The sequence below is a fragment of the Pseudomonas sp. Sample_22 genome (assembly GCF_004307635.1).
Classification (GTDB): domain Bacteria; phylum Pseudomonadota; class Gammaproteobacteria; order Pseudomonadales; family Pseudomonadaceae; genus Aquipseudomonas.
The window spans coordinates 49,433-71,333 of record NZ_RCNY01000015.1; the positions used below are offsets into that span (position 1 = coordinate 49,433).

Consider the following 21,901-nt stretch of genomic DNA (forward strand, 5'->3'; position numbering starts at 1 on the left):
GTTGCCAGAGCCATTGCAGTGCCCGTGCCAAAAGCTCACAGCCCCGGTTTCAAAGGCGTTCAGGCCTGCTCCGGCAAATAAGAGCCGGTCAACTGCTGGCCTGCCAGCAGCATTGCGCGTCGGCTGCTGCTGTTCGAGCAGTCGCCGCCGCCGCGTTGCTTATGCAGCAACACCCCGCTGCTGCGAACCACGCCAAACCCAGCGCCAGACACGCTCTCAGGCCCTTGGCGCAGAACTTGCTCAAGGCCCTCTCAATGCCCAAACACCACAACAACCCTGTAGGAGCCGGCTCGCCAGCGATCGGTCCGCAAACCCTGCGTTAAACACACCGACGCCATCGCCAGCAAGCCGGCTCCTACAGAGGATTTGCGTGTTTTCGGGCTTCATCCATTCAATGATCAGAGGGACAGCAATGAGTAAGGTCGAACACACCCCCACCGGGCAACTGGTCGCAGAACAGGCACCTATCCGGCTGCTGCAAAGCGATGCCCAAGCCATCGCCGTGGCCCGGGAAATCGCTCTGGAGATCGCCGAAATAGCCGCCGATTCCAGCCAGAACGGCCAGCTTCCCCGGCGCCAGGCACAACTGTTGTCCGAAAGCGGGCTGACAGCCATCGGCGTCCCGAAGGCGTTTGGCGGTCTTGGCGCTTCGGTGGAAACCATCGTCGAAACCGTGCGCCTCATTTCAGTCGCCGACGGCGGTGTCGGGCAGTTGCTGCAAATCCACAACGTCATGCTGCGCGGGATTTTCACCGGCTACTCCGATGAGATTCGCGACCGGCTGATCCGCGATGTCCTGGCCGGCAAGCGCTTTGGCAATGCCTTGGCGGAAGTCGGCGGCAAAAACAAATTCGCGCTCAAGACCCGGGTCGAGCGACGCGCCGATGGCAAGCTGATCCTCAATGGCAGCAAGTTCTACTCCACTGGTTCCTACCTGGCCGAATGGATTTCCCTGACGGCTGCCAGCGACGACGGTGGCGCCGGTGTGCTGCTCAATCGCAACACCCCGGGCTTGACCCTCGTGGACGACTGGGAAGCGTTCGGGCAGAAAAACTCGGTAAGCGGAACGGTGATTTTCGACAACATCGAACTCGATGAAAGTTTCGTCTCGCAGCGCAAAGGCCCGATGAAACGTACGGGCCTGACCTTCCCGCAGATTCTTCACGCCGCCATCGACACCGGCATCGCCGAAGGCGCACTCGGCGCGGCGGTGGACTACCTCAATCACAATGCCCGACCGTGGGTCGAGAGTGGCGTCGATCACGCCAACCAGGAGCCGCACATCATCAAGCAGATCGGCGAATACGCCGTGGCCTTGCGTGGCGCGCAATCCTTGCTGCGAGATGCCGCGCGGGTGTTCGACCAGCACGAACTCGACCCGGACAATAAATCGCTGCAGGACGAACTGATTCTCTCGGTGGCCACTGCCCGCGCCCATTCGGATGCGGCATCGCTGAAGATCTCCAGCGATATTTTTTCGCTGCTTGGCGCCAGTTCATCCCTGAGTAAATGGAACCTCGACCGCTTCTGGCGCAATGCCCGCGTCCATACCACCCATGACCCGATCCGCTGGCGTCTGCATCACGTTGGAAACTACTACCTGAACGGGGTGGATCCGGGCGAATACACAGCGATCCTTAATGCCAGGGAAAAACAGGGCGCTGCCAGCCCGGAGCGATGATTTGACGACCTGATCGCCAGCGAGCCGGCTCCTACCAGATCGGGACCGCAAGATGCATCGGGTTCATGCGGTTGAACCGTAGGAGCCGGCTTGCTGGCGATGGCGGCCGCAAGAGCGACGCAAAGTCTGATGGCCTGATCGCCAGCAAGCCGGCTCCTACAGGTCCATGTTTCGGCGGCTTCATTGGCATAACTCCAAGAGTATTTACATGATCGAAAAACACCCCCTCTTGCGTAGCCTGGCGATTTACCGGGAAATGCCCTGGCGATTCGCTCTGGTGGCGGCGCTGTTTATTGCGGTGAACCTCGGGCTGGTCTGGCAGCAATGGCTGATCGGGCACGCCGTGAATGACGTCAGCGCCGGGCGTGCCGTGGTGCGACAAGCCGATGCCAGCCTCGACGCCAGCCTTGGCTGGTACTGGCTGTGGCTGATGCTAACCGTGGCCCTGGCGCGCGGGGTCTTGCAATATGCCGCGAGCGTGCTGTCACTGGTGCTGAGCCAGGAACTGTTGACGCGCCTGCGCGAACGCATCCTGCAACAGGTCCAGACGCTGCACCTGGGTTATCACTGGCAGCACGGTATGGGCGAAATGATCACCCGCACCACCCGCGATGCCGACAAGGTTCGCGACGCCCTGATCAGTTTCTGGCGACAGGTCGTGGAAACGCCACTGGTGGTCCTGGCGACCGTTGGCCTGCTCAGTTGGTATAACCCGTTGCTCGGACTGGTGCCGTTGTTGCTCACAGTGTTCGGCCTGTGGGTTTTCGTGCACCAGACCGAGCAACTGGTCAGCCTCGATCGCGCGGTAGGCGCCGCCTACGATCGGGTCAACCAGGAACTCAGTGAAGGCATCGCAGGCGTGCGGGTGATCAAGTCGTTTGGCTTGGAACACAGCCGAATCCAGCGCTTCGCCACGCAAGTGGCGGTGTTTGCCAACCACGCCCGCCAGGCGCTGGCCTACTCCAGTTCGCGCATACCGCTGCCCCAGGCGATTGTCGCCCTCGGTCACGTGTGGATTCTGATATACGGCGCTCATCTGGTCGCCAACGGGCAACTGGATATTGGCGAACTGGTCAGCTCACTGTTGATCGCCACGACCCTGGTGTTTCGAATCGAGGGGATTGGCCGCGTCATGCAGACATTTGCCGATGCCCGCTCGAGCGCCGAGCGCATCTGGCAACTGCTGGACGAACCGGCGGCGATCCGCAGCGGCCGTTCCAGGCTGCCTGACACGCCGCTGGGATTGAAGCTGGAACAGGTGAATGTCAGCGCACCCGGGGGCGGCCTGGATATTCTCCACGACTGCTCGCTGACCTTGCAGCCAGGTGAAATCGTTGCTCTGGTCGGCGCCACCGGCACCGGCAAAAGCCTGCTGGCCAGCCTGTTGCCGCGCCTGAGCGATGTCAATGCGGGGCAGGTGTTGCTGGGCTCGGACAGCGCCGGCTGGCAAGACATCCGGCAACTGGACCTCGACGAACTGAGGCGCCGGGTCCATGTGGTGCCCCAGGAAAGCTTCCTGTTTTCCGACACCCTGGCGGCGAACCTGCGCCTGACCGCAGCGGATGCCACTGATGAACAATTGCGACGGGGTTTACGCCTGGCCGCTGCCGAAGATGTGTTGGCGCGCCTGCCCCAAGGGCTCGCCACGCCGCTGGGGGATCGCGGCGTGACGCTGTCGGGCGGCCAGCGCCAGCGACTTAGCCTGGCCCGGGCACTGCTCGGTGAGCCGGACATTCTGTGTCTGGACGATGCCACCAGCGCACTGGATGCCATCAGCGAACGCCAGGTGCTGAACAACATCCGCCAACTGCGCCGCGAACAGGGCCGCGCCACCACCCTGCTGGTGATCTCCAGCAAGCTCTCGACCATTCTCTTGGCAGACCGCGTGCTGATGCTCCAGGGCGGCAGAATCACCGCCGCTGGCACCCACGCCGAACTGCTGCAAACCCATCCGGAATACCGCGACCTGCTAGGGATCGATCATGGCTAACCCAATCGCCGGCAAAGCCCTGAGCGACATTGAAATCGAAGAAATGCTCGCCAAAAAGGCCCTCGACCGCAGCATGTTCAGCCGACTGTTGCCGCTGCTCAAACCGGTTCACCAACACATCGGCGGCGTCATCGGCATTGAACTGCTGCTGGTATTCACGGTGTTCCTGCGCCCCTGGTTTGTCCGGGAATTGCTCGACCGCGGGCTGATTCAGCAGAACGATCACTGGTTGCTCGATGAACGCCTGGTACTGTGGCTCGGTCTGGGTTTGGCGCTCAGCTGGCTCGGACGCTTCATGCTGGCCGGCGTCTCGCAGTACGTCGCGGGCAACGCGGCGATCCGGGTGCTCAACGACTTGCGTGTGCGGGTGTTTGCCCATGTGCAGAGCTTGAGCGTCAGCTATTTCGACCGGACCAAGGCCGGGCGGATCATTTCTCGAGCCGACCGCGATGTCGACGCCCTGGAACCGCTGCTGATCCAGGGCCCGCCAGAGCTGCTGGGCGCCCTGCTGCGCTGCGGGCTGGCATCGGTGATGCTGTGGCGGATCGATCCGCGGTTCTTTTTCAGCCTCGCGGCCACCGTCCCGTTGCTGGTATTGGCGACGTGGAGTTTCAAGCGGATATCCCAGCGTAACTGGGCGAAGGTCGCCGAGAACCGCAGCCGTTTTACCGCGCATCTGGTGGAGAGCGTCAGTGGTGCCCGCATGTTGCAGCAGTGTACTCAGCAAACGCCGAACCTGCGGCGCTATCGCGGTCTTCTGGATGACTTCAATCAGGCGTTGATCCGCGGCAGTCTGCGGTCCGGTTGGTTCGCACCGTTCACCGCACTGCTCAGCTCGGCCGGCATGGCCGTGCTGTTGCTGGTGGGCGCCTATGGCCTGGCGCAGGCGGACGTGACCGTTGGCCAGATCGCGGAAAGCCTGTTTTATGTGTTCCTGTTTCTCGGGCCGTTGCAAGAGCTGTCGGACCTGTTCGAGCGTTATGCCACCGGCTCGGCATCGGCACAGAGAATTTTTCTGATGCTCGACACCCGCCCTGACATCAACGACAGCAACGCACCGCAAACCGTGGGGCGGGCCAATGGCGAGGTGAGTTTCGAACGCGTCGGTTTTGCCTACGACCCGAGTGCTGCATCGCCGGTAATCGATGAGCTGGACTTGCATATCCCTGCCGGCGAGGTGCTGGCGATCGTCGGGCCGTCAGGGCATGGCAAGAGCACCCTGGTGCAGTTGCTGACGCGCTTCTTCGAAGTGCAGTCCGGAGCGGTGAAACTGGACGGCATCGACATTCGCGACCTCACCCAGCATGAGCTGCGGCGTAACGTCGGCGTTGTCCTGCAGGACAACGTGCTGTTCAGCGGCAGCATCCTCGACAACCTGCGCCTGGCGGCGCCCCATGCCGACGACGCAACCCTGATCGCGGCCGCCCGGGAGTTGGGCGCGGACGAGGTGCTGGAGCGCCTGCCGCACCAGTACCAGACCGAAGTCGGGCCGCTGGGCGGGCACTTGAGCCACGGCCAGCGGCAACTGGTGTGCCTGGTGCGTGCGTACCTCGCGGACCCGGCCGTACTGGTGCTGGACGAGGCGACTTCGGCCGTCGACATCCACACTGAGCGCCGCATACAGCGGGCGTTTCGCCGACTCTGCGAAGGCCGCACCGCCATCATCATCGCCCACCGCCTGGCGACCATCCGCGATGCCGACCGCATCGCAGTGATTCGCCAGGGTCGCCTGGTCGAACAAGGTCCGCATCGTCAATTGATCGAACAGGGCGGCGCCTATGCCGCGCTGTACCAGACTTACCTGCGCAGCGCCGAGACTGGCTCGTCCATCGAAGAAATCATCGCCACCGCACCAGCGTGATCCGGCGCACGCCATCGCCCTGTAGGAGCCGGCTTGCTGGCGATGGCGTCGGTTTAACCGACGCAAGGCTTGCGGTTGATCGCCAGCAAGCCGGCTCCTACAGAATTGGGTGCCTGTTGCACGCTGAGCAGCCATTGCTGACCGACTGCTGCTACAGAAGCACACCTCGCCGCCGCCCCTTGCACATCCCCTCGAAACACCCGGCCCTGTTGACTCGAACGGCGCGCGCCGAGCATGGCATGTCCGTTGCAACCACCCTGACAAGACGTCCTCGCACCTGCGCGACGCAACGCGTACTTGAATCAGGAGCATCCCATGAGCACTGAATTTTTCTGGCGCCTGCCACTGGGCACCGATGGTCCGCAACTGACCACCGATAAACACAATCGCGGCAACCCCGACTACCGCCCGGGCAACATTGCACCGGGGCGTTTGCCCAACGGCGAGCCCGACGACTTCACCTACATCGACTACATCGCCCAAGTGGCGAAAGCCGCCGAACTGGCCGGGTTCGAAGGTGCCCTGCTGCCCACCGGACCGGAGCCGTGGATTGCGGCCGCGGCCCTGGCTCGGGAAACCCGACGGATCAAATTCCTGATCGCGTTCCAGGCCACCTGGACCTTGCCGGCCTACGCCGCACAACAGGCAGCGATCCTGCAGAACCTCAGCCGCGGTCGCCTGGAGTGGAACATCATTACCGGCGGCAACCCGGCCAGTCAGCGCGCCAACGGGGACTTCCTCGAACACGACCTGCGCTACAAACGTACCGGCGAATTCCTCGACATCATCCAGGGCCTTTGGCAAAACGAGCGCTTCTCCTATGAGGGCGATATCTACCAACTGGAAAACGGCGCCCTGCCCCACGGTCTGCACAACGAGCGTAAGCCCGGCGTGTACTTTTCCGGCTTCTCCGACGCCGCGCTGGATGTGGCGGCCAAACACGCCGACGTCTATCTGAACTGGGCCGAGCCCATCGACAAGCTCAAGCCGCACATCGAGCGCGTGCGTGAACTGGCGGACAAGCAGGGTCGCAGCGTGCGCTTCGGCCTGCGGGTCGACCTGTTCGCCCGGGAAACCGAAGAGCTGGCATGGAAAGACTTGCGCCGCCAGTTCGACAAACTCGAAGGCAAGAGCAGCGTGGTCGCCAAGGGCTTCACCAGCGGCTCCGATTCGGTGGGTGGCGCACGGCAGACCGCGTATCACCAAAACATCGATCGGTTCGACGACCTGGTCATCGGCCCTAACCTGTGGGCCGGTTTCGCCAAGGCCAAACCAGGACCGACCGTGGGGCTGGTGGGCAGTCACGAAAACATCGCCGAACGCTTGGTGGAGTACCGCGACGCGGGTTTCTCGACCTTCATCCTCGCTGGCAATCCGCACCTGGAAGAAGCCCTGCGCATCGGCCAGGAAGTCTTGCCGCTGGTGCACCAACGCCCTGTGGCGACACCGGCAACTCACCTCAAGGCCAGCGCTTGAGCGCTGCGGGAGACGCATTGATGACACAACCCCTCGACACGCTTTGGTACACCCGTTGTCCCGTCCCCACCGGCCTGGGCATCGCAGTGCAAAAAGGCTGGCTGCAAGAAACCGTCGGCACTCTGGGCACACAGGTCCAGTCACTGCGCGAGTCCAACGACAAAGTGGTGCGCGAATCGCATTTCGATCATACCCTGCGCAATTCCGTGCGCCACGGCGGCAACATCCCGGCCATCTGGGCCCGGGCCCAGGGTCGAGAAACCCGAGTGATAGGCCTGTCCTGGGCTGACGAAGTACAACTGATCCTGACCCGTACCGACAGCGGCATCAAAACCGTGAAAGACCTCAAGGGCCGGCGCTTCGGTCTGCCGGACTGGGCCGGCGCGCAAATCGACTTCACCCGCGCCCAGGCCCTGCGTGGCCTGGAAAACGCCCTGAAACTCGAAGGCCTGCAGGTCGGTGATGTGCAGCTGGTGAACTTCCGTTATGAAGGCACTTTCAGCGACCCGCAAGTCCGTACCGTCAACGGCACGCCAATCAGCACGCAGCGGATCGAGGGCCGCAATCTGGAACTGGTCGGCCTGTTGCGCGGCGAGGTCGATGCGATTTTCCTCAAGGGCGCCAGTGCAGCCCGGCAAGCCCATGAATTCGGCCTGCACACGGTGATCGACACCGGTGCCCATCCCGACCCGTTGATTCGCAGCAACAACGGCACGCCGCGCACACTGGCGGTGGACCTGCACCTGCTGGAGAACCACTTCGATGTCGCCAGCGGCATCCTCGATTCTGTGCTGCGAGCCGAGCACTGGGCCCACACCCACCCGGAAGAAACCCACCGCTACCTGGCCCGCGAAACCAACTGCAGCGAGTACTGGGTCAGCGCCGCCTATGGCGAAGACGCGCACCTGCGCCTGCGCACCGAACTCGATGAACAGGCGATCGAAGCCTTGCAGGATTTCACTCACTTCCTGCATCGCTGGCGCTTCATTGCCAACAGTTTTGATGTGCGTGACTGGATCGATCATCGGCCGCTGCAAGGGTTACTGGACACCAATACTGCACTGGCAGGCTAACCCGCCAGATCTCAAGGATTCGAACTGAAGGCCACTATGAGCAAACCACTCGATACGCTTTGGTACACCCACAGCCCGGTGCCCACCGGGCTTGGCATCGCGGTGCAGTCCGGGCGACTGGCACAAGCTTTTCTGCCGTTCGGCACCAACATTCAATCGTTGCGCGAGTCCAGTGAACGGGAAGTTCGTGAAGCCCATTATGACCATCACCTGAAAAACTCGGTGCGCCACGGCGGCAATATCCCGGCCATCTGGGCTTACGCCAGCGGCGTGCAGACCCGGGTGCTGGGGCTGTCGTGGAGTGATGAGGTGCAGTTGATCCTGACCACCGCCGAAAGCGGCGTGAAGAGCATCCGCGATCTGAAGAATCGGCGATTCGGGGTGCCGAAATGGGCCAACGTGCAGATCGATTTCACCCGCGCCCAGGCGCTGCGTGGGCTGGAAAACGCGCTGAAGCTCGAAGGCCTGGAAGTGTCCGACGTCGAGTTGGTGGATTACCCGTATGGCGGCACCTACAGCGACGACCAGAAGCAACATGTGTTCGGCTCGGAAGTCAGCCTCGGTGTCACACGCTTCAGCCGCCGCAACAACGAATTGATCGGTCTGTTGCGCAACGACATCGACGCGATTTTCCTCAAGGGCGCGCACGCGGTGCACCTGGCCAACGAATTCGGTTTGCAGGTGGTGGTCGATACCGGTTCACATCCCGACCCACTGATTCGCTCGAACAACGGCACGCCCCGGACGCTTACCGTCGATACTCACTTGTTGCATGAGCATTTCGACGCCAGCGTGAAAATTGTCGATACCGTGCTGCGCACCGAGCAATGGGCCTGGGCCAACCCGGACGAAACCCGGCGTTTTCTTGCCCGTGAACTGAACACCAGCGAGTACTGGGTCGCCGCCGCCTACGGTGAAGATGCCCACCGGCGTCTGCGTACCACGCTCGATGCCCGCTCCATTGAAGCGCTGCAGGACTTCACCGATTTCCTGCATCGCTGGGATTTCATTCCGCGACGTTTCGACGTGCGCGACTGGATCGATTTCAGCGTGCTGGAACAGGTCATCGGCTCCACCTCTCGCGTGGCGGTCTGAGGTTATTTGTCGATTGTGAGGTCGCCATCGCCAGCAAGCCGGCTCCTACAGGTTTGCGCATGATCTGTAGGAGCCGGCTTGCTGGCGATGGCGTCCGCCAGACCAACAACTCTGCTTGCCTGGCAACACCCTTGCGCCCCACTCCTGCTGCTCCAGCAACACCCGCCAAACAACTTCCTGCTGAATACAAGACATGCACTTCGTACGCGACTGGATCCAACTAGTGCGACCACCGAAAAACCTTCTAAACTCAAACTTTTATAACCACTTAAATACATAATTTTCAACAACTTACCAAAACTAACACATCGATAAAAACACTTGGCACGATCTCTGCTCTTCCCCACTAGTGAAACTTTATTGGGGGAGACTTAAATGCATAAACTTAATCCAATTACGAAGAGTATCTGGCTGACCTTGTTGCTGGCCGGGGGTGGTGTCAGCGAGGGATTGCTGGCAGCAGAAACCACAGAAGCCGACAGCAAAACCACCACCGAACCGTCACTCAAGACCGTGACCGTCACCGCGCAACACCGCGAAGAAACCCTGCAAGAGGTTCCGGTGGCGGTGTCGGCGGTACAGGGCACCAGCCTGTTCGCCGATGGCGTGCGCAACATGGGTGACATCACCACCTTCGTTCCCAACGCTTCGGCGAAAAACCCGGATGGCGACGGTCGACCGCGTTGGTACATCCGGGGCCTGGGCACCGGGGATACCGGTGCCGCGACCGTGTACCCGGTGGGTATCTATGCCGACGACGTGTATCTGAACGCGCCGATTGCCGGCGGCGGGCCGTTGTTCGACCTGGAGCGCATCGAAATCCTGCGCGGGCCGCAAGGCACGCTGTACGGCAAGAACACCACCGCGGGCGCGGTCAATGTCATCTCCAAAAAACCGACCTTCGACACCGACGGCTTCGGCACAATCGGCTTTGGCACCAAGAACGAACGCATTGTCAGCGGCGCTCTGGGGGGAGCGTTGGTGGATGACAAACTCGCTGCCCGGATCGCACTGTATTCCGAAGAGCGAGACGGTTTCCAGGACAACCTGGTGGACGACAACACCTACGGCGACGTCAACAAGAAAGCCGTACGCCTGCAGTTTCTTGCGCAGATCAATGATGATCTCGAGGCGCTGCTCAAGATCCACAGCCGCGAATACAAAGGCGATGGCAGCAACGGCTCGCTGAGCGTAGGGCGCTACTACAACGTCGGCTACCAACGGCCCAGCGGGCGCGATATCGCAATCAATGTGAATGAAGACTCCAAGCTCAATCACGACGGCACGTCTCTGACCTTCAATTGGAACCTGGGCGACTACACCCTGACTTCCATCAGTGCCTATGACTACATTCGCGGACAGTCGACCAGCGACGCTGACTACACGCCTTATGAGGTCAACGGCGCGGCGATTGCCGATAACAAATACGCGCAATACTCGCAGGAATTGCGCCTGGCCTCGCCGCAACAGGAAAGCTTGCGCTGGTTGCTGGGTGCGCACTACTTCCACGAGGATCTCGACAGCTCTGCACAGCGCATCATCACCCCCGGCCCCACGCCTAACGGCACGGGTTCGAACCAAACCGGCGGCGCGACCGACTTCCGTGATCTGAGCTACGACCACACCACTGACAGCTACGCGTTGTTCGGCAACCTGACCTACGACTTCACCGATAACCTCTCCGTGACCGGCGGCCTGCGCTGGACCCAAGAGAAGAAAGACATTGACCTCGACCTGACCCAGCTCACCCGCCTTACCGCCAACGGCCCCCTGGTGCCGCTGGCCGGTGTGGGCACCAATGGCAATCGGCAGGAAGACAAGACCTGGGAAGCCTGGACCTACGACCTGACGCCGGAGTACCGGATCAACGACAACCTGCGCGTGTTCTTTCGCTATGCCCACGGCTTCCGTTCCGGTGGTTTCAACACCGGCCTGTCGACCAGCCTGTCGCAACTGACGACGGTGGATCCGGAACAGCTCGATGCGTATGAAATCGGCCTCAAGTCTGAATGGTTCGACCATCGCCTGACGGCCAACGCCAACATCTTCTATTACGACTATTCGGACATTCAGGTGAACCTGTTGACGGTCAACAACGGCGTGCTCACCACGGCGCTGACCAACGGTGCCAAGGGCAAGGTAAAGGGCGCCGAACTGGAACTCGAAGCCCAGCCCACCGACTACCTGCACCTGCGTGCGGCCGTGTCGTTCCTCGACACCGAATACACCGACTTCAAGAACACCAACCCCAACACCGGGGCGGTCACCGGTGATTACAGCGGTAACAGCTTCGTACGTTCGCCGCGCAACGTGGTAGCGCTCGGTGCCGACTACACCTTCCCGCTGGAGATCGGCGGCAAACTGGTGGCCGGCGGCGATGTGAGTTACCGCGACAAGGAATACTTCCTTGCCGACCGTCAGAGCAGCGCCGACAAGACGCTCAGCCAGCCGCACTACACGCTGGCCAATACCCGCCTGACCTGGTACAGCCCGGATGAAAAACTCAGCGTCACCGGCTTCGTCAACAACGTCACCGACCGCCGCTACCAGGTTCACGGCCGTCCGAACGGCACGTTGGGCCAATACGTCATCACCTACGGCGACCCGCGCACCGTCGGCCTGAGCCTGACCAGCCGCTTCTAACCCCAACCCGTAGGAGCCGGCTTGCTGGCGATGAGGGACATGAGCCTTGCATCGCCCCAACGGCCACCATCGCCAGCAAGCCGGCTCCTACAGAAGGCATTCGATTTCCGGGCTTCCGGTATCCACACACTCACCGTAGGAGCCGGCTTGCTGGCGATGAGGCCCTTGAGCCTTGCATCGCCCCAGCGGCCGCTATCGCCAGCAAGCCGGCTCCTACAACGTCTGGAAGGAATTAATTCATGTTTCACCAAACCCCGTTGGCCGGTGCTATCGCGCTGGTCATTGGCAGCCTTGCCGTGCCTGCGGCAGTTGCCGAAACCCAGCCCGCCGCCAGCGGCGATTACCTGGACACCGTGGTCGTACTCGGCACCCGCCGAAGCGATGTCACGGCACTGGAAAGTGCCGCACCGATTGACGTTTTGTCTGCAGCGCAACTGGAACAGACCGGCGCCAGCGACCTGTCCGGCGCCCTCTCCGCCCTGTCGCCGTCGTTCACCTATCCGCAATCACCCCAAGGTGCCTTCGCCGGATCCATCGCCCAAGGCGCGTCGTTGCGCGGCCTGGCATCCGATCAGGTGTTGGTGCTGGTCAATGGCAAGCGTCGCCACACCAGCGCCAACGTCACCCGGCAAAGCCTGGTCAATGGCCGTGGCGCGGCGGCGGTCGACTTGAGCCTGATCCCGTTGAGCTCGATCCAGCGCGTGGAGATTCTGCGCGACGGTGCGGCCGCGCAATACGGCTCCGACGCCATTGCCGGCGTGATCAACATCGTGCTCAAGGAAAAGGATGACGGCGGCAACCTCGGCTACCGCTTCGGCGGCTACGACAAGGGTGACGGCATCCAGCGTAAACTCAGCGGCTGGAAAGGTTTCGCCCTGCCCAACGACGGATTCCTGACCCTGGGTTTCGACGCCGGCAGCCAGGATCCGGCCAGCGACACCAACCCGGACAACCGGATCTTCTACCCCGGTTCCACCAGCATCAACACGCCGCGGGAGCAGAACAACCGCTACCGCACCTGGCGCTGGGGTTCGGGCAACATATCCGACCAATACAACTTCGCCGCCAACAGCGAAATCGGCATTGGTGAGGGTCTGACGGCCTACGGCTTTGCCACCTACTCGCACAAGAATACCGACGCCGAAGGGTTCTTCGACCCGCCCACGACGTTGCGCAACAACTACAGCAGCACCGCGTTGCAGCGCTACCCGGACGGCCGCCTGCCAATCACCCGCTACTCGCTCCAAGACTATGCGCTGACCGGCGGCCTGCGTTACGAAGATGACCTGCTGGGCAAATTCGATGTCGCCGTGAACCATGGCGACAACACCCTGAAGTCCACCGACCGCAACGCGATCAACCCGAGTTGGGGCGCCACCAGCCCGGAAAAAATCTACACGGGCGAACGCGACGCCGATCAGACTAACGTCACCCTGGACTGGGTAAGGGATTTGCCGACTGATCTGCTGTTCAAACCGCTGACCCTCTCGGCCGGCCTGGCCTGGCGCCAGGAAAACTACAAGTTGAGCGCGGGTGAAGCAGCCGGCTGGCAGAACGGTCCGTTGTTCAATACCGTCGACCCCGTGACCCGGCGGCGCATTCCGGGTTACTACTCGGGCATCACCCAGGTCGATGCCGCCTCGCTGGAGCGCAACGTCTTCGGCGCGTACATCGACATCGAAGGGCAGGTCACGGAAAAATTCCAGGCCGGCGTCGCGGTGCGAAGCGAGCACTATTCAGACTTCGGCGACACCACTAACGGCAAACTGTCCCTGCGCTATGATTTCACCCCCGAGATCGCCGCACGGGCCACCGCCAGTACAGGCTACCGTGCCCCTTCGCTGGTGCAGAGCGGTTTGTCATCGTTCAGCGTGCAGGTAGTGGAACAACCGCCCGGCAGTGGTAACTTTGTCGAAGTGCAGCAACGCACGTTGCGCGCCGACAGCCCGGAAGCGGCGCTGCTGGGTGGCCAGTCGCTGAAGCCGGAAGAGTCCACCAGCTACTCCATGGGCCTGGTGTGGCGCCCACTGCCCAATGCTTCGGTGACCCTGGACGCCTACCGTATCGACATCGACAATCGCATCACCCTGTCGGACCAGTTGCCCGCGTCGGTGGTCTCGCCGATCTTCGCCGGGACACCCTACTCGAACATCCAGAGTGCGGCCTTCTACACCAACGTCGCCGACACCCGCACCGACGGTGTGGAGTTGTCAGGCAACTATCAGCTTGACCTGCAACGCTGGGGGCAGTTGAACCTGAACGCCGGTGTCAGCCAGAACAACACGAAAATCACCGCGCTGCGCGACGTCGGCAACATTCCAGGTTCGCAGATCGTCGGCCGCACCACCCAGGGCCTGATCGAAGATGGCACTCCCGAAACCAAGCTGATCCTCAGCGCCAACTGGCTGTATGACGGCTGGGGTGTGACCGTGTCCCAGCGTCGTTATGGTGAATGGAAAAGCCTCAACTCCACCAACCCGAGCCTCGACCAGACCTACAGCCCCCAGTGGGTGACCGACCTGGACCTTTCGTACACCTTCAACAAAACCCTGAAGGTTTCACTGGGCGCGATCAACCTGTTCGACACCCATCCGGACAAGGCTGAGGGCGCGCAGCTGTACGGCGTGCCGAAATACTCGATCACCAGCCCGGAAGGCGCCCAGGGCGCGTTCTACTACACCAGCGTCAGCTACGACTTCTGATGAGACTGCTGGTGGGGTGTTGCTGGGGCAGCAACGATTGTTGATGAAGCACCAAAGCCGTTGTAGGAGCCGGCTTGCTGGCGATGGTGGACAGCACGATTTGTAATGTTGCACCGCCGCTATCGCCAGCAAGCCGGCTCCTACAGAAGGCAGCTGATTTCCGGGCCTGCGGGACCCACACACCCACCGTAGGAGCCGGCTTGCTGGCGATGAGGCACTTGAGCCTTGCATCGCCTCGACGGCCGAAATCGCCAGCAAGCCGGCTCCTACAGGTTTCATACAGTTTGATTTTCCGGCACTGGCACAGCTCTTGCGATACCCCTTCAGTACTTCGCCGAAATAAGACTTGCCATGCGTACTCAACGACTCTTGTCCTCCCTGACCTGGCTCATCTCCCCCCTGGCCCTGCTGGTGCTATGGGCTGTAGTGGCCGAGGCCGGAATCTTTCCGCGCAACCTGCTGGTGCCACCCGTGCAGGTGTGGCAGACCCTTGGACAGTTGCTAGCCAGCGGTGAGCTGCTCGAACACCTGCTCAACAGCCTGTCACGCCTGGGCCTGGGATTTTCCATCGGCTCGCTGCTGGGCCTGGCGTTCGGTGTGCTCATGGCCTTGTCGAAACATGTCGAGATCTACTGCTCGCCGCTGTTCCACACCCTGCGCCAGATTCCGAGTATCGCGCTGATCCCGATGTTCGTGCTGCTGTTCGGCATCGATGAAACCTTCAAGATCATCATCGTCGCCAAGACGGCGTTCTTCCCGGTAGCCCTGGCGGCCAGCGAAGGGGTCAAGGCCATTTCACGCAGCTACTTCGAAGTGGCCGACGTCTATCGCCTGCGCTGGCCGACGCTGGTACGCGAAATCGCCCTGCCCGCCGCCGCGCCGCCGATCATCACCGGTTTTCGCATCAGCCTGACCCGCGCCTGGGTAGTGCTGGTCGCCACTGAGCTGCTGGCCGCCGACAGCGGCCTGGGTCAGATGATCGAAATGAGCCGGCAGATGTTGCGCATCGATGTGGTGATGGTCGGGATCGTCGTCACCGGCCTCATCGGTTTCACCCTGGACTTCACTTTTCGCCAACTGGAACAGCGGCTGTTCCGCTGGCAGACCCGCTAGGAGTCGCTGATGTCTCGAATACTCGCCAAATCCCGAGGCCTGCTGTTGCCGCTGTTGCTGATCGGCGGCTGGGAATACCTGTCGCGCCAGGGTGCTGCCGGTGCTTACGCGTTCGTGCCGTTGTCGTCCATCGGCGCGGCATTGATCGAGTTGTTGGGCAACGGCGAACTGCTGATCAACCTCTGGGCGAGCCTGGCCCGCACCAGCACCGGCCTGGCCCTGGGCATCCTGTCTGGCGTGTTGCTCGGGGTGCTGATGGCGCTTTCAGCCATCGCCAACCGTTTGATCGGACCGCTGTTCCACTCGATTCGCCAGGTGCCGATGCTCGGCTGGATTCCACTGATCGCCATGTGGTTCGGCAACGGCGAGTTTTCCAAGGTGCTGATCGTCAGCCTCGCGGCGTTTTACCCGATGGTCCTCAACACCTATCAAGGCTTCAGTCATGTCGAGCAGCGCTACCGCGAAGTCGGCCATGTGCTGGCGCTGAGCCGCTGGCAACGCTTTCGCCACGTGCTGTTGCCAGCGGCGCTGCCGAGCATCGCCACCGGCGTGTTGCATGCACTGGCGTTTGCCTGGGTCACCGCCGTGGGCAGCGAGCTGTTCCTGTCATCCGGCGCCGGCCTGGGCAACCTGATGATGAATGCCGAGGCCGGTTCACGCATGGAAGTCATCGTCCTCAGCGTGCTGTGCATCGGACTCTGCGGTTACCTGATGACCCTGCTGTTTACCCTTCTGAGCCGCCACGTGCTGCGCTGGCGCAACATTCGTTGAAAGGTCACACCATGAACGCCATAGCCCAACATGCCCAGCTACACAGCACTCCATTGCAGTCCGGGGCACTGCAGATCCGCGGCCTGAGCAAGTCTTACCGAATCGAAGGCCAGCCACTGCCGGTGCTGCAAAACATCAACCTCGACGTGCGGCCCGGCGAATTCGTCAGCGTCGTCGGCGCCAGCGGCTGCGGCAAATCCACTTTGCTGCGGCTGATCGTCGGACTGGAAGCCGATTACCAGGGCGAGATTGTGCTGGACGCCAAACGCGTGGTCGCCACCAGCCTGGAACGTGGGATCGTGTTCCAGGACCACCGGCTCTTTCCGTGGATGACCCTGAGCCAGAACATCGCCCTGGCGCTGAAGAACCACCCGCTGTCCCCGGCGGAAAAAAAGCGGCTGGTGGCCGAACACATTGCCCTGGTCAACCTGCAAGGCTTCGAGAACGCCTATCCGCACCAGTTGTCCGGCGGCATGGCGCAACGGGCAGCCATCGCCCGGGCGCTGATCAACAAACCGAAAGTGCTGTTGCTCGACGAACCGCTGGGCGCTCTCGACGCCTTGACCCGTGTTCGCCTGCAACACGAGTTGCAACGCATCTGGGTGCAGCAACGCTGCACGGTGATCATGGTCACCCACGACATCGAAGAAGCGTTGTACCTGGGCGATCGGGTGATCGTCATGGACGCCCATCCAGGGCGGATCAAGCATGAAATCAGGGTCGACCTGCCCCATCCCCGGGACCGTACTTCAACGGTACTGCAAGGCTACAAGGAACAACTGCTCGAGGAGCTGGTGGGGCATTGAGCCCCACTGCACAGGCACGGCCAGTCCGTCGAAACGTGAAAAACTGTAGGTTCACAGGAGTTAACACATGGGCAATGTCCAAAGCCCCGCAATTCTGCCGCGGATATTCCAGCATCCGGAGCCGGGCGAGCTACTCAACCTCGGCCGGGTCTTCCGCGAGCCCCTGGCGTTGTCGCGCCTGCACAGCACACCCAAGCGGGTGTTGAGTCGCCGCGAAGTGGTGTTGCTGGGAGTGTTCGCACTGGTGTTGCATGGCGCAGTCATTGTCTGGGTCAACCAGACACCGGCGCCGCAGCTGCCGGTGGTGCCGCCGGAGATTCCGCCGATGACCATCGAGTTCTCGCAGCCGGCGCCGCCGGTGGTGGAGCCACCACCGCCCGAGCCGATTGTGCAACCGGTGGTCGAGCCGCCACCGCCGGTGGAAGATGAACTGGCGGTAAAACCACCGCCGCCCAAGCCGATTCCCAAGCCCAGGCCGGTGGTCAAACCGGTGGCAAAACCCGTCGCCAAACCGGTACCTCAGCAGCCTGCCCCGCCTGCGCCACCACAGCCGGTCGCCGCACCACCGGCTCCGCCCGCGCCTGCGCCGATTACCCCGGCTTCAGCCAATGCCGGCTATCTGCACAACCCGGCACCGGAGTACCCGTCAATCGCCATGCGCCGAGGTTGGCAGGGCACGGTGCTGTTGCGGGTACATGTGTTGGCCAGCGGCAAGCCGGGCGAAATCCAGATTCAGAAAAGCAGTGGTCGCGATCAACTCGATGACGCGGCGCTGGCGGCGGTAAAACGCTGGAGTTTCGTCCCGGCCAAGCAGGGCGATGTCGCCCAGGACGGCTGGGTCAGCGTGCCCATCGATTTCAAGATCAAATAGCGATCAGAACCGTACAAACCCTGGCAACAGCGGGCCACCCTACAAAAGGAGCACCGCCACTCAAGCACTCAACATCAGAGAACACCGACCATGAATCTTATCGCATCGCCTTTCGAATCCATCGAACACGCCGTTATCTGGCTGTTGATCATCTTCTCCGTGGCAACCTGGGGCCTGGCCCTGTTCAAAGGGCTGCAATTCGTCCGGCTGAAGACCCAGGACCGTAAATTCCATAAGCAATTCTGGGCCGCTTCCAGCCTGGAGTCGGCCGCCGAATTCGCCAACAGCCAACCCGGCGCAGCGGCTCGCGTGGCGCTGGCCGGCTATGCGGCAATTCAGGTGAGCGACCAGCAGAACACCGACCTGAGTCAGTCCATCAACCATCAGGACCGGCTCGAACGCGCCCTGCGCCAGCAGATCGTGCGTGAGCGACGTTCGCTGGAAAGCGGCCTGGCGATTCTTGCCAGCATCGGCAGCACGTCGCCCTTCATCGGTCTGTTCGGCACCGTGTGGGGCATCATGTCGGCGCTCAAAGGCATCAGCGCGGCGGGTTCGGCGAGCCTGGAAACCGTGGCCGGGCCGATCGGTGCGGCGCTTGTCGCCACCGGTGTCGGCATCGCCGTCGCGGTACCGGCGGTGCTGGTTTACAACTATTTCCTGCGGCGCCTGAAACTGACCGCCGCCGACCTGGATGACTTCGCCCACGACTTCTACAGCCTGGCGCAGAAGCATTCGTTCCGCGTGCTGTTGCATCCGGTATTGAGCAAGTCCGGCGCCACCGTCGCCGGGCAGAAAGTCAAGGAGGCTTCCTGATATGGCCTTCTCGACCCAGGACAGCGATGAAGTGCTGAGCGAAATCAACGTCACGCCGCTGGTGGACGTGATGTTGGTGCTGCTGGTGGTGTTCATCGTCACCGCGCCGCTGCTGACCAATGCGATCCCGATCAACCTGCCGAAGACCGAAGCGGTGGCGCCGGTGGAACAGAAAGATCCACTGGTGGTGAGCATCGACGACAAGGGCAAGGTGTTCATCAACAAGGATGAAATCCAGGCCGACTTGCTCGAGTTCAATCTGCAGGCAGCCAAGGCGAAAAACCCCGATGTGCGCGTGCAACTGCAAGCCGACAACGGGGTTAACTACGGAGAAGTGGCAAGGGCCATGGCATCCATCGAGCGAGCCGGAATCACCAAGTTGTCAGTGATAACCGCGAAATAAACCGCCCAAAACCACATCGCCAGCCAGCCCATCCCCCTTGTAGGAGCCGGCTTGCTGGCGATGCTGTCTTGAGCGCTCGTAGCGCCCATCATGGACGCACAGCGGCTATCAGCAATGCGCCCCGGCATGCTCCAGGCGATGAAACAAGCGGTTGAAATACACCAGGCTATCGCGCGGCTCGCGCACGCCGACCTTCGTCAGTTCCACGAACATCACCGAATGCGAGCCCACTTCCTTGCACTCGCTGATGCGCCCTTGCAGCTGCACCAGGGCATCGCGCAGTACCGGCACATCGGCGGCGCCGTCATCCCACAGGTCCCAGGCAAAGCGTTCTTCCATCGGCACCTTGGTCATGCCGGCGAAATGGCGGGCCAGCTCTTCCTGCTCGCCGCACAGCACGTTGACGCACAGATGGCCGTTGGTGCGGAACACGTCGTGGGTAGCGCTGTTGCGGTTGACGCAAACCAGCACGGTCGGTGGTGAATCGGTCACCGAACATACGGCACTGGCAGTGATGCCGCAGCGTCCGCCGGGGCCGTTGGTGGTGATGATGTTCACCGCAGCAGGCAGCTGCGCCATGGCGTTGCGAAAGTCGATTTGCTGCTGGCTCAGGTCGGCCATGTCGATGCCCCTTCCTTCAGGAGGACCGCCATTTGCGGCCCGTAGGTGATGGAACAAGACTAAGGCGGTAGCCGCGAGGCAACCATTCTGACGATCCCCATGGTGAGGTTGGGTTTCCGCTAGTCGACTAGGTGGTTTCTTTATCGCAAGGGCCGGCGACAGTGGGTATCCTGCTGACAGGCTCCAAAAAGATGAGCCGATGCGTGCCGCGCGTTCGCGTGCGAAAACAATAATTAGAAACTTTCGTGGCAGCCCTGATGGAAACCCGCAAACCGATTGTTTACATCGTTGACGACGACAAGGACCTGCGTACTTCACTGGCGTGGCTGCTGGAGTCCGTCAGCGTGCAGGCCCAGTGCTTTGCCGGCGCCGAAGAGTTCCTCAGCCAGTACGACCCACGGCAGCCCGCCTGCCTGGTGCTGGACGTGCGCATGCCGGAGACCAGTGGTTTCCAGCTGCAGGAGATCCTCAACCAGCGCGGCAGCACCCTGCCGACCATCTTCGTTTCGGCCCATGGCGACATTCCGATGTCGGTCACGGCGATGAAGAACGGTGCCCTGGACTTCGTCGAGAAGCCCTACAACCCGCAGCAGATGATCGACCGCATCCAGGCCGCGCTCAAGACTGCGGTGCACGCCCAGGCCGATCAGCAACAGCGGCAGAACCTGCAAGGCAAACTGGCGTTATTGACCAGCCGTGAACGGGAAGTGCTGATGCTGGTGATCGATGGCAAGGCCAGCAAGGTCATCGCCCGGGAGCTGAACATCAGCGTGAAAACCGTCGACGTGCATCGCACCAAGATCAAGGAAAAGATGGGCGTGACCAGCATCGCCATGCTGGTGCGCGAAGTGCTGCATCTGCCGGTTGAAGAGCCGGTGCGGCATTGAGGGATTTGTGGCGGTCACGAGGCCGCCATCGCCAGCAGGCTGGCTCCCACAGGGGATCTGCAGTGAACACAAATTCTGGGTACAACCGAGATCAACCTGTGGGAGCCAGCCTGCTGGCGATGAACGATAACGCGGTGTCAATGCTGGCTATACCGCTTGCGATAAGCCCCCGGCGATACGCCAAAGCGCGATTTGAAGGCTGACGAGAAGTAGCTCGAATCCGAGAACCCCCACGCATAACACAACGCCGAGAGCTTCAGCTCGACGTCGGCGCGGCGCAGGTTCTCCGCGCAGAAGTCCAGGCGACGGTGCTTGATGTATTGCGCCACCACCAGACCGCGCTTGGAGAACATCCGGTACAGGCCTCGCACCGAAACGCCGACCTCACGGGCGATCAGTTCGGGGCAGAGTTCTTCGTCGCGGATGTGCTGGTCGATGAAGGCGATGATCTTGCGAAATTGCCGCTCATGGGCGTCGCCGCCGCTGTCCTGGACGCTGATGCCCGGCAGCAACAGGCTGGCCAGCGCATCGAGCACGGCTTCGCTTTCCTGCATGTCCAGGCCTTCCTGCTGCCGCGTTTCCAGAACGAGTTTGTTGGCCATCGACGCCAGAGGGCTGCTGGCGGCGATGCGGGTGGCGCAATTGAGTGCGTTGAAATGCGACCCACGCTCGAACACCTGGCGCGGCAGAATCAGTGACAGCTGTCGGCAATCATCGTTGTAGATCATGTCACTCGGGCGGCTGGCGTCGATCAGGGCGATGTCGCCACAGCCCAGTTGGGCGCGGTTGTCGCCCTGTTCCAGCCGTGAACTGCCGCGCATCTGGAACACTGCGTAATAGTGGCCGTCGCTGCTGGTGCTGACATCCTTGCTGGTGCGGTACAAATGCACGTGCGCCATGTCGACCACACTGAGGTTGATTGCACCGCTGCGAAATTCCGCCAGTTCGCCGTAGAAGTCGGTGTCCAGCGCCCGGGCATCGAAACGCCCACAGGCCTGGTTCACCTGGCTCAACCAACTTTCGAACGCCTCGTTGCGCACCGTCGATGCTGTAGTCATGTCCGCAAAGCCTCACGTGTTTTTGTTGTTATTGCCG

Annotated in this window: 18 protein-coding genes; 15 read left to right on the top strand and 3 right to left on the bottom strand. The window is 61.8% G+C overall.

Annotated elements, in window-relative coordinates; all coding sequences use genetic code 11:
• Positions 1 to 59 precede the first annotated feature (59 nt).
• Positions 60 to 212, bottom strand: a complete 153-nt coding sequence (locus tag D8U73_RS29110) for a hypothetical protein (protein WP_177435504.1) — start codon at positions 210 to 212, stop codon at positions 60 to 62.
• 200 nt (positions 213 to 412) lie between these two features.
• On the opposite strand from D8U73_RS29110, the gene D8U73_RS02770 reads away from it, so the two are divergent.
• From D8U73_RS02770 to D8U73_RS02840, 14 genes are all read left to right on the top strand, one after another.
• Positions 413 to 1,681 carry an acyl-CoA dehydrogenase family protein gene (locus D8U73_RS02770; protein WP_130903675.1) on the top strand — a complete coding sequence of 423 codons (1,269 nt, stop codon included), beginning with the start codon at positions 413 to 415 and terminating at the stop codon, positions 1,679 to 1,681.
• Between the two features lie 208 nt (positions 1,682 to 1,889).
• On the top strand, positions 1,890 to 3,671 hold the full coding sequence (locus D8U73_RS02775; RefSeq protein WP_130903676.1) for an ABC transporter ATP-binding protein: 1,782 nt from the start codon (positions 1,890 to 1,892) through the stop codon (positions 3,669 to 3,671).
• Positions 3,664 to 5,532 carry an ABC transporter ATP-binding protein gene (locus D8U73_RS02780; RefSeq protein WP_130903677.1) on the top strand — a complete coding sequence of 623 codons (1,869 nt, stop codon included), beginning with the start codon at positions 3,664 to 3,666 and terminating at the stop codon, positions 5,530 to 5,532. The genes D8U73_RS02775 and D8U73_RS02780 overlap by 8 nt, the downstream gene beginning before the upstream one ends.
• A 315-nt stretch (positions 5,533 to 5,847) precedes the next feature.
• Complete coding sequence (locus tag D8U73_RS02785) at positions 5,848 to 7,008, top strand: LLM class flavin-dependent oxidoreductase (RefSeq protein ID WP_130903678.1); 1,161 nt, start codon at positions 5,848 to 5,850, stop codon at positions 7,006 to 7,008.
• A gap of 20 nt (positions 7,009 to 7,028) precedes the next feature.
• Positions 7,029 to 8,081: an ABC transporter substrate-binding protein gene (locus tag D8U73_RS02790; RefSeq protein WP_130903679.1), complete on the top strand. Its 1,053-nt coding sequence runs from the start codon at positions 7,029 to 7,031 to the stop codon at positions 8,079 to 8,081.
• Positions 8,082 to 8,117: 36 nt separating this feature from the next.
• A complete protein-coding gene (locus D8U73_RS02795) occupies positions 8,118 to 9,176 on the top strand; it encodes an ABC transporter substrate-binding protein (RefSeq protein ID WP_130903680.1) in 1,059 nt (352 codons plus the stop codon).
• 375 nt (positions 9,177 to 9,551) lie between these two features.
• Entirely contained in the window at positions 9,552 to 11,819 is a 2,268-nt protein-coding gene (locus D8U73_RS02800; RefSeq protein WP_130903681.1) for a TonB-dependent receptor, read from the top strand.
• A gap of 239 nt (positions 11,820 to 12,058) precedes the next feature.
• Positions 12,059 to 14,521 (top strand): TonB-dependent receptor, encoded by a 2,463-nt coding sequence (locus D8U73_RS02810; protein WP_130903683.1) that lies wholly within the window; start codon positions 12,059 to 12,061, stop codon positions 14,519 to 14,521.
• A 351-nt stretch (positions 14,522 to 14,872) separates the two neighbouring features.
• Complete coding sequence (locus tag D8U73_RS02815; protein WP_130903684.1) at positions 14,873 to 15,634, top strand: ABC transporter permease; 762 nt, start codon at positions 14,873 to 14,875, stop codon at positions 15,632 to 15,634.
• Positions 15,635 to 15,643: 9 nt separating this feature from the next.
• Positions 15,644 to 16,405 (top strand): ABC transporter permease, encoded by a 762-nt coding sequence (locus tag D8U73_RS02820; RefSeq protein ID WP_130903685.1) that lies wholly within the window; start codon positions 15,644 to 15,646, stop codon positions 16,403 to 16,405.
• Between the two features lie 11 nt (positions 16,406 to 16,416).
• The gene (locus tag D8U73_RS02825) at positions 16,417 to 17,211 is read left to right on the top strand and encodes an ABC transporter ATP-binding protein (protein WP_130903686.1); all 795 of its coding nucleotides are present in this window, start codon (positions 16,417 to 16,419) and stop codon (positions 17,209 to 17,211) included.
• A gap of 67 nt (positions 17,212 to 17,278) precedes the next feature.
• Positions 17,279 to 18,082 carry an energy transducer TonB gene (locus tag D8U73_RS02830; protein WP_130903687.1) on the top strand — a complete coding sequence of 268 codons (804 nt, stop codon included), beginning with the start codon at positions 17,279 to 17,281 and terminating at the stop codon, positions 18,080 to 18,082.
• A 90-nt stretch (positions 18,083 to 18,172) separates the two neighbouring features.
• The gene (locus D8U73_RS02835; protein WP_130903688.1) at positions 18,173 to 18,895 is read left to right on the top strand and encodes a MotA/TolQ/ExbB proton channel family protein; all 723 of its coding nucleotides are present in this window, start codon (positions 18,173 to 18,175) and stop codon (positions 18,893 to 18,895) included.
• Position 18,896: 1 nt separating this feature from the next.
• Complete coding sequence (locus D8U73_RS02840; protein ID WP_128869506.1) at positions 18,897 to 19,298, top strand: biopolymer transporter ExbD; 402 nt, start codon at positions 18,897 to 18,899, stop codon at positions 19,296 to 19,298.
• 108 nt (positions 19,299 to 19,406) lie between these two features.
• On the opposite strand, the gene hpaC is transcribed toward D8U73_RS02840, so the two are convergent.
• Positions 19,407 to 19,919 carry a 4-hydroxyphenylacetate 3-monooxygenase, reductase component gene (gene hpaC / locus D8U73_RS02845; RefSeq protein WP_130903689.1) on the bottom strand — a complete coding sequence of 171 codons (513 nt, stop codon included), beginning with the start codon at positions 19,917 to 19,919 and terminating at the stop codon, positions 19,407 to 19,409.
• A gap of 257 nt (positions 19,920 to 20,176) precedes the next feature.
• On the opposite strand from hpaC, the gene D8U73_RS02850 reads away from it, so the two are divergent.
• A complete protein-coding gene (locus tag D8U73_RS02850; RefSeq protein ID WP_130903690.1) occupies positions 20,177 to 20,806 on the top strand; it encodes a response regulator in 630 nt (209 codons plus the stop codon).
• Positions 20,807 to 20,943: 137 nt separating this feature from the next.
• Here the strand turns inward: D8U73_RS02850 and feaR are convergent, their stop codons facing one another.
• Positions 20,944 to 21,864 carry a transcriptional regulator FeaR gene (gene feaR / locus D8U73_RS02855; RefSeq protein ID WP_130903691.1) on the bottom strand — a complete coding sequence of 307 codons (921 nt, stop codon included), beginning with the start codon at positions 21,862 to 21,864 and terminating at the stop codon, positions 20,944 to 20,946.
• Positions 21,865 to 21,901 lie beyond the last annotated feature (37 nt).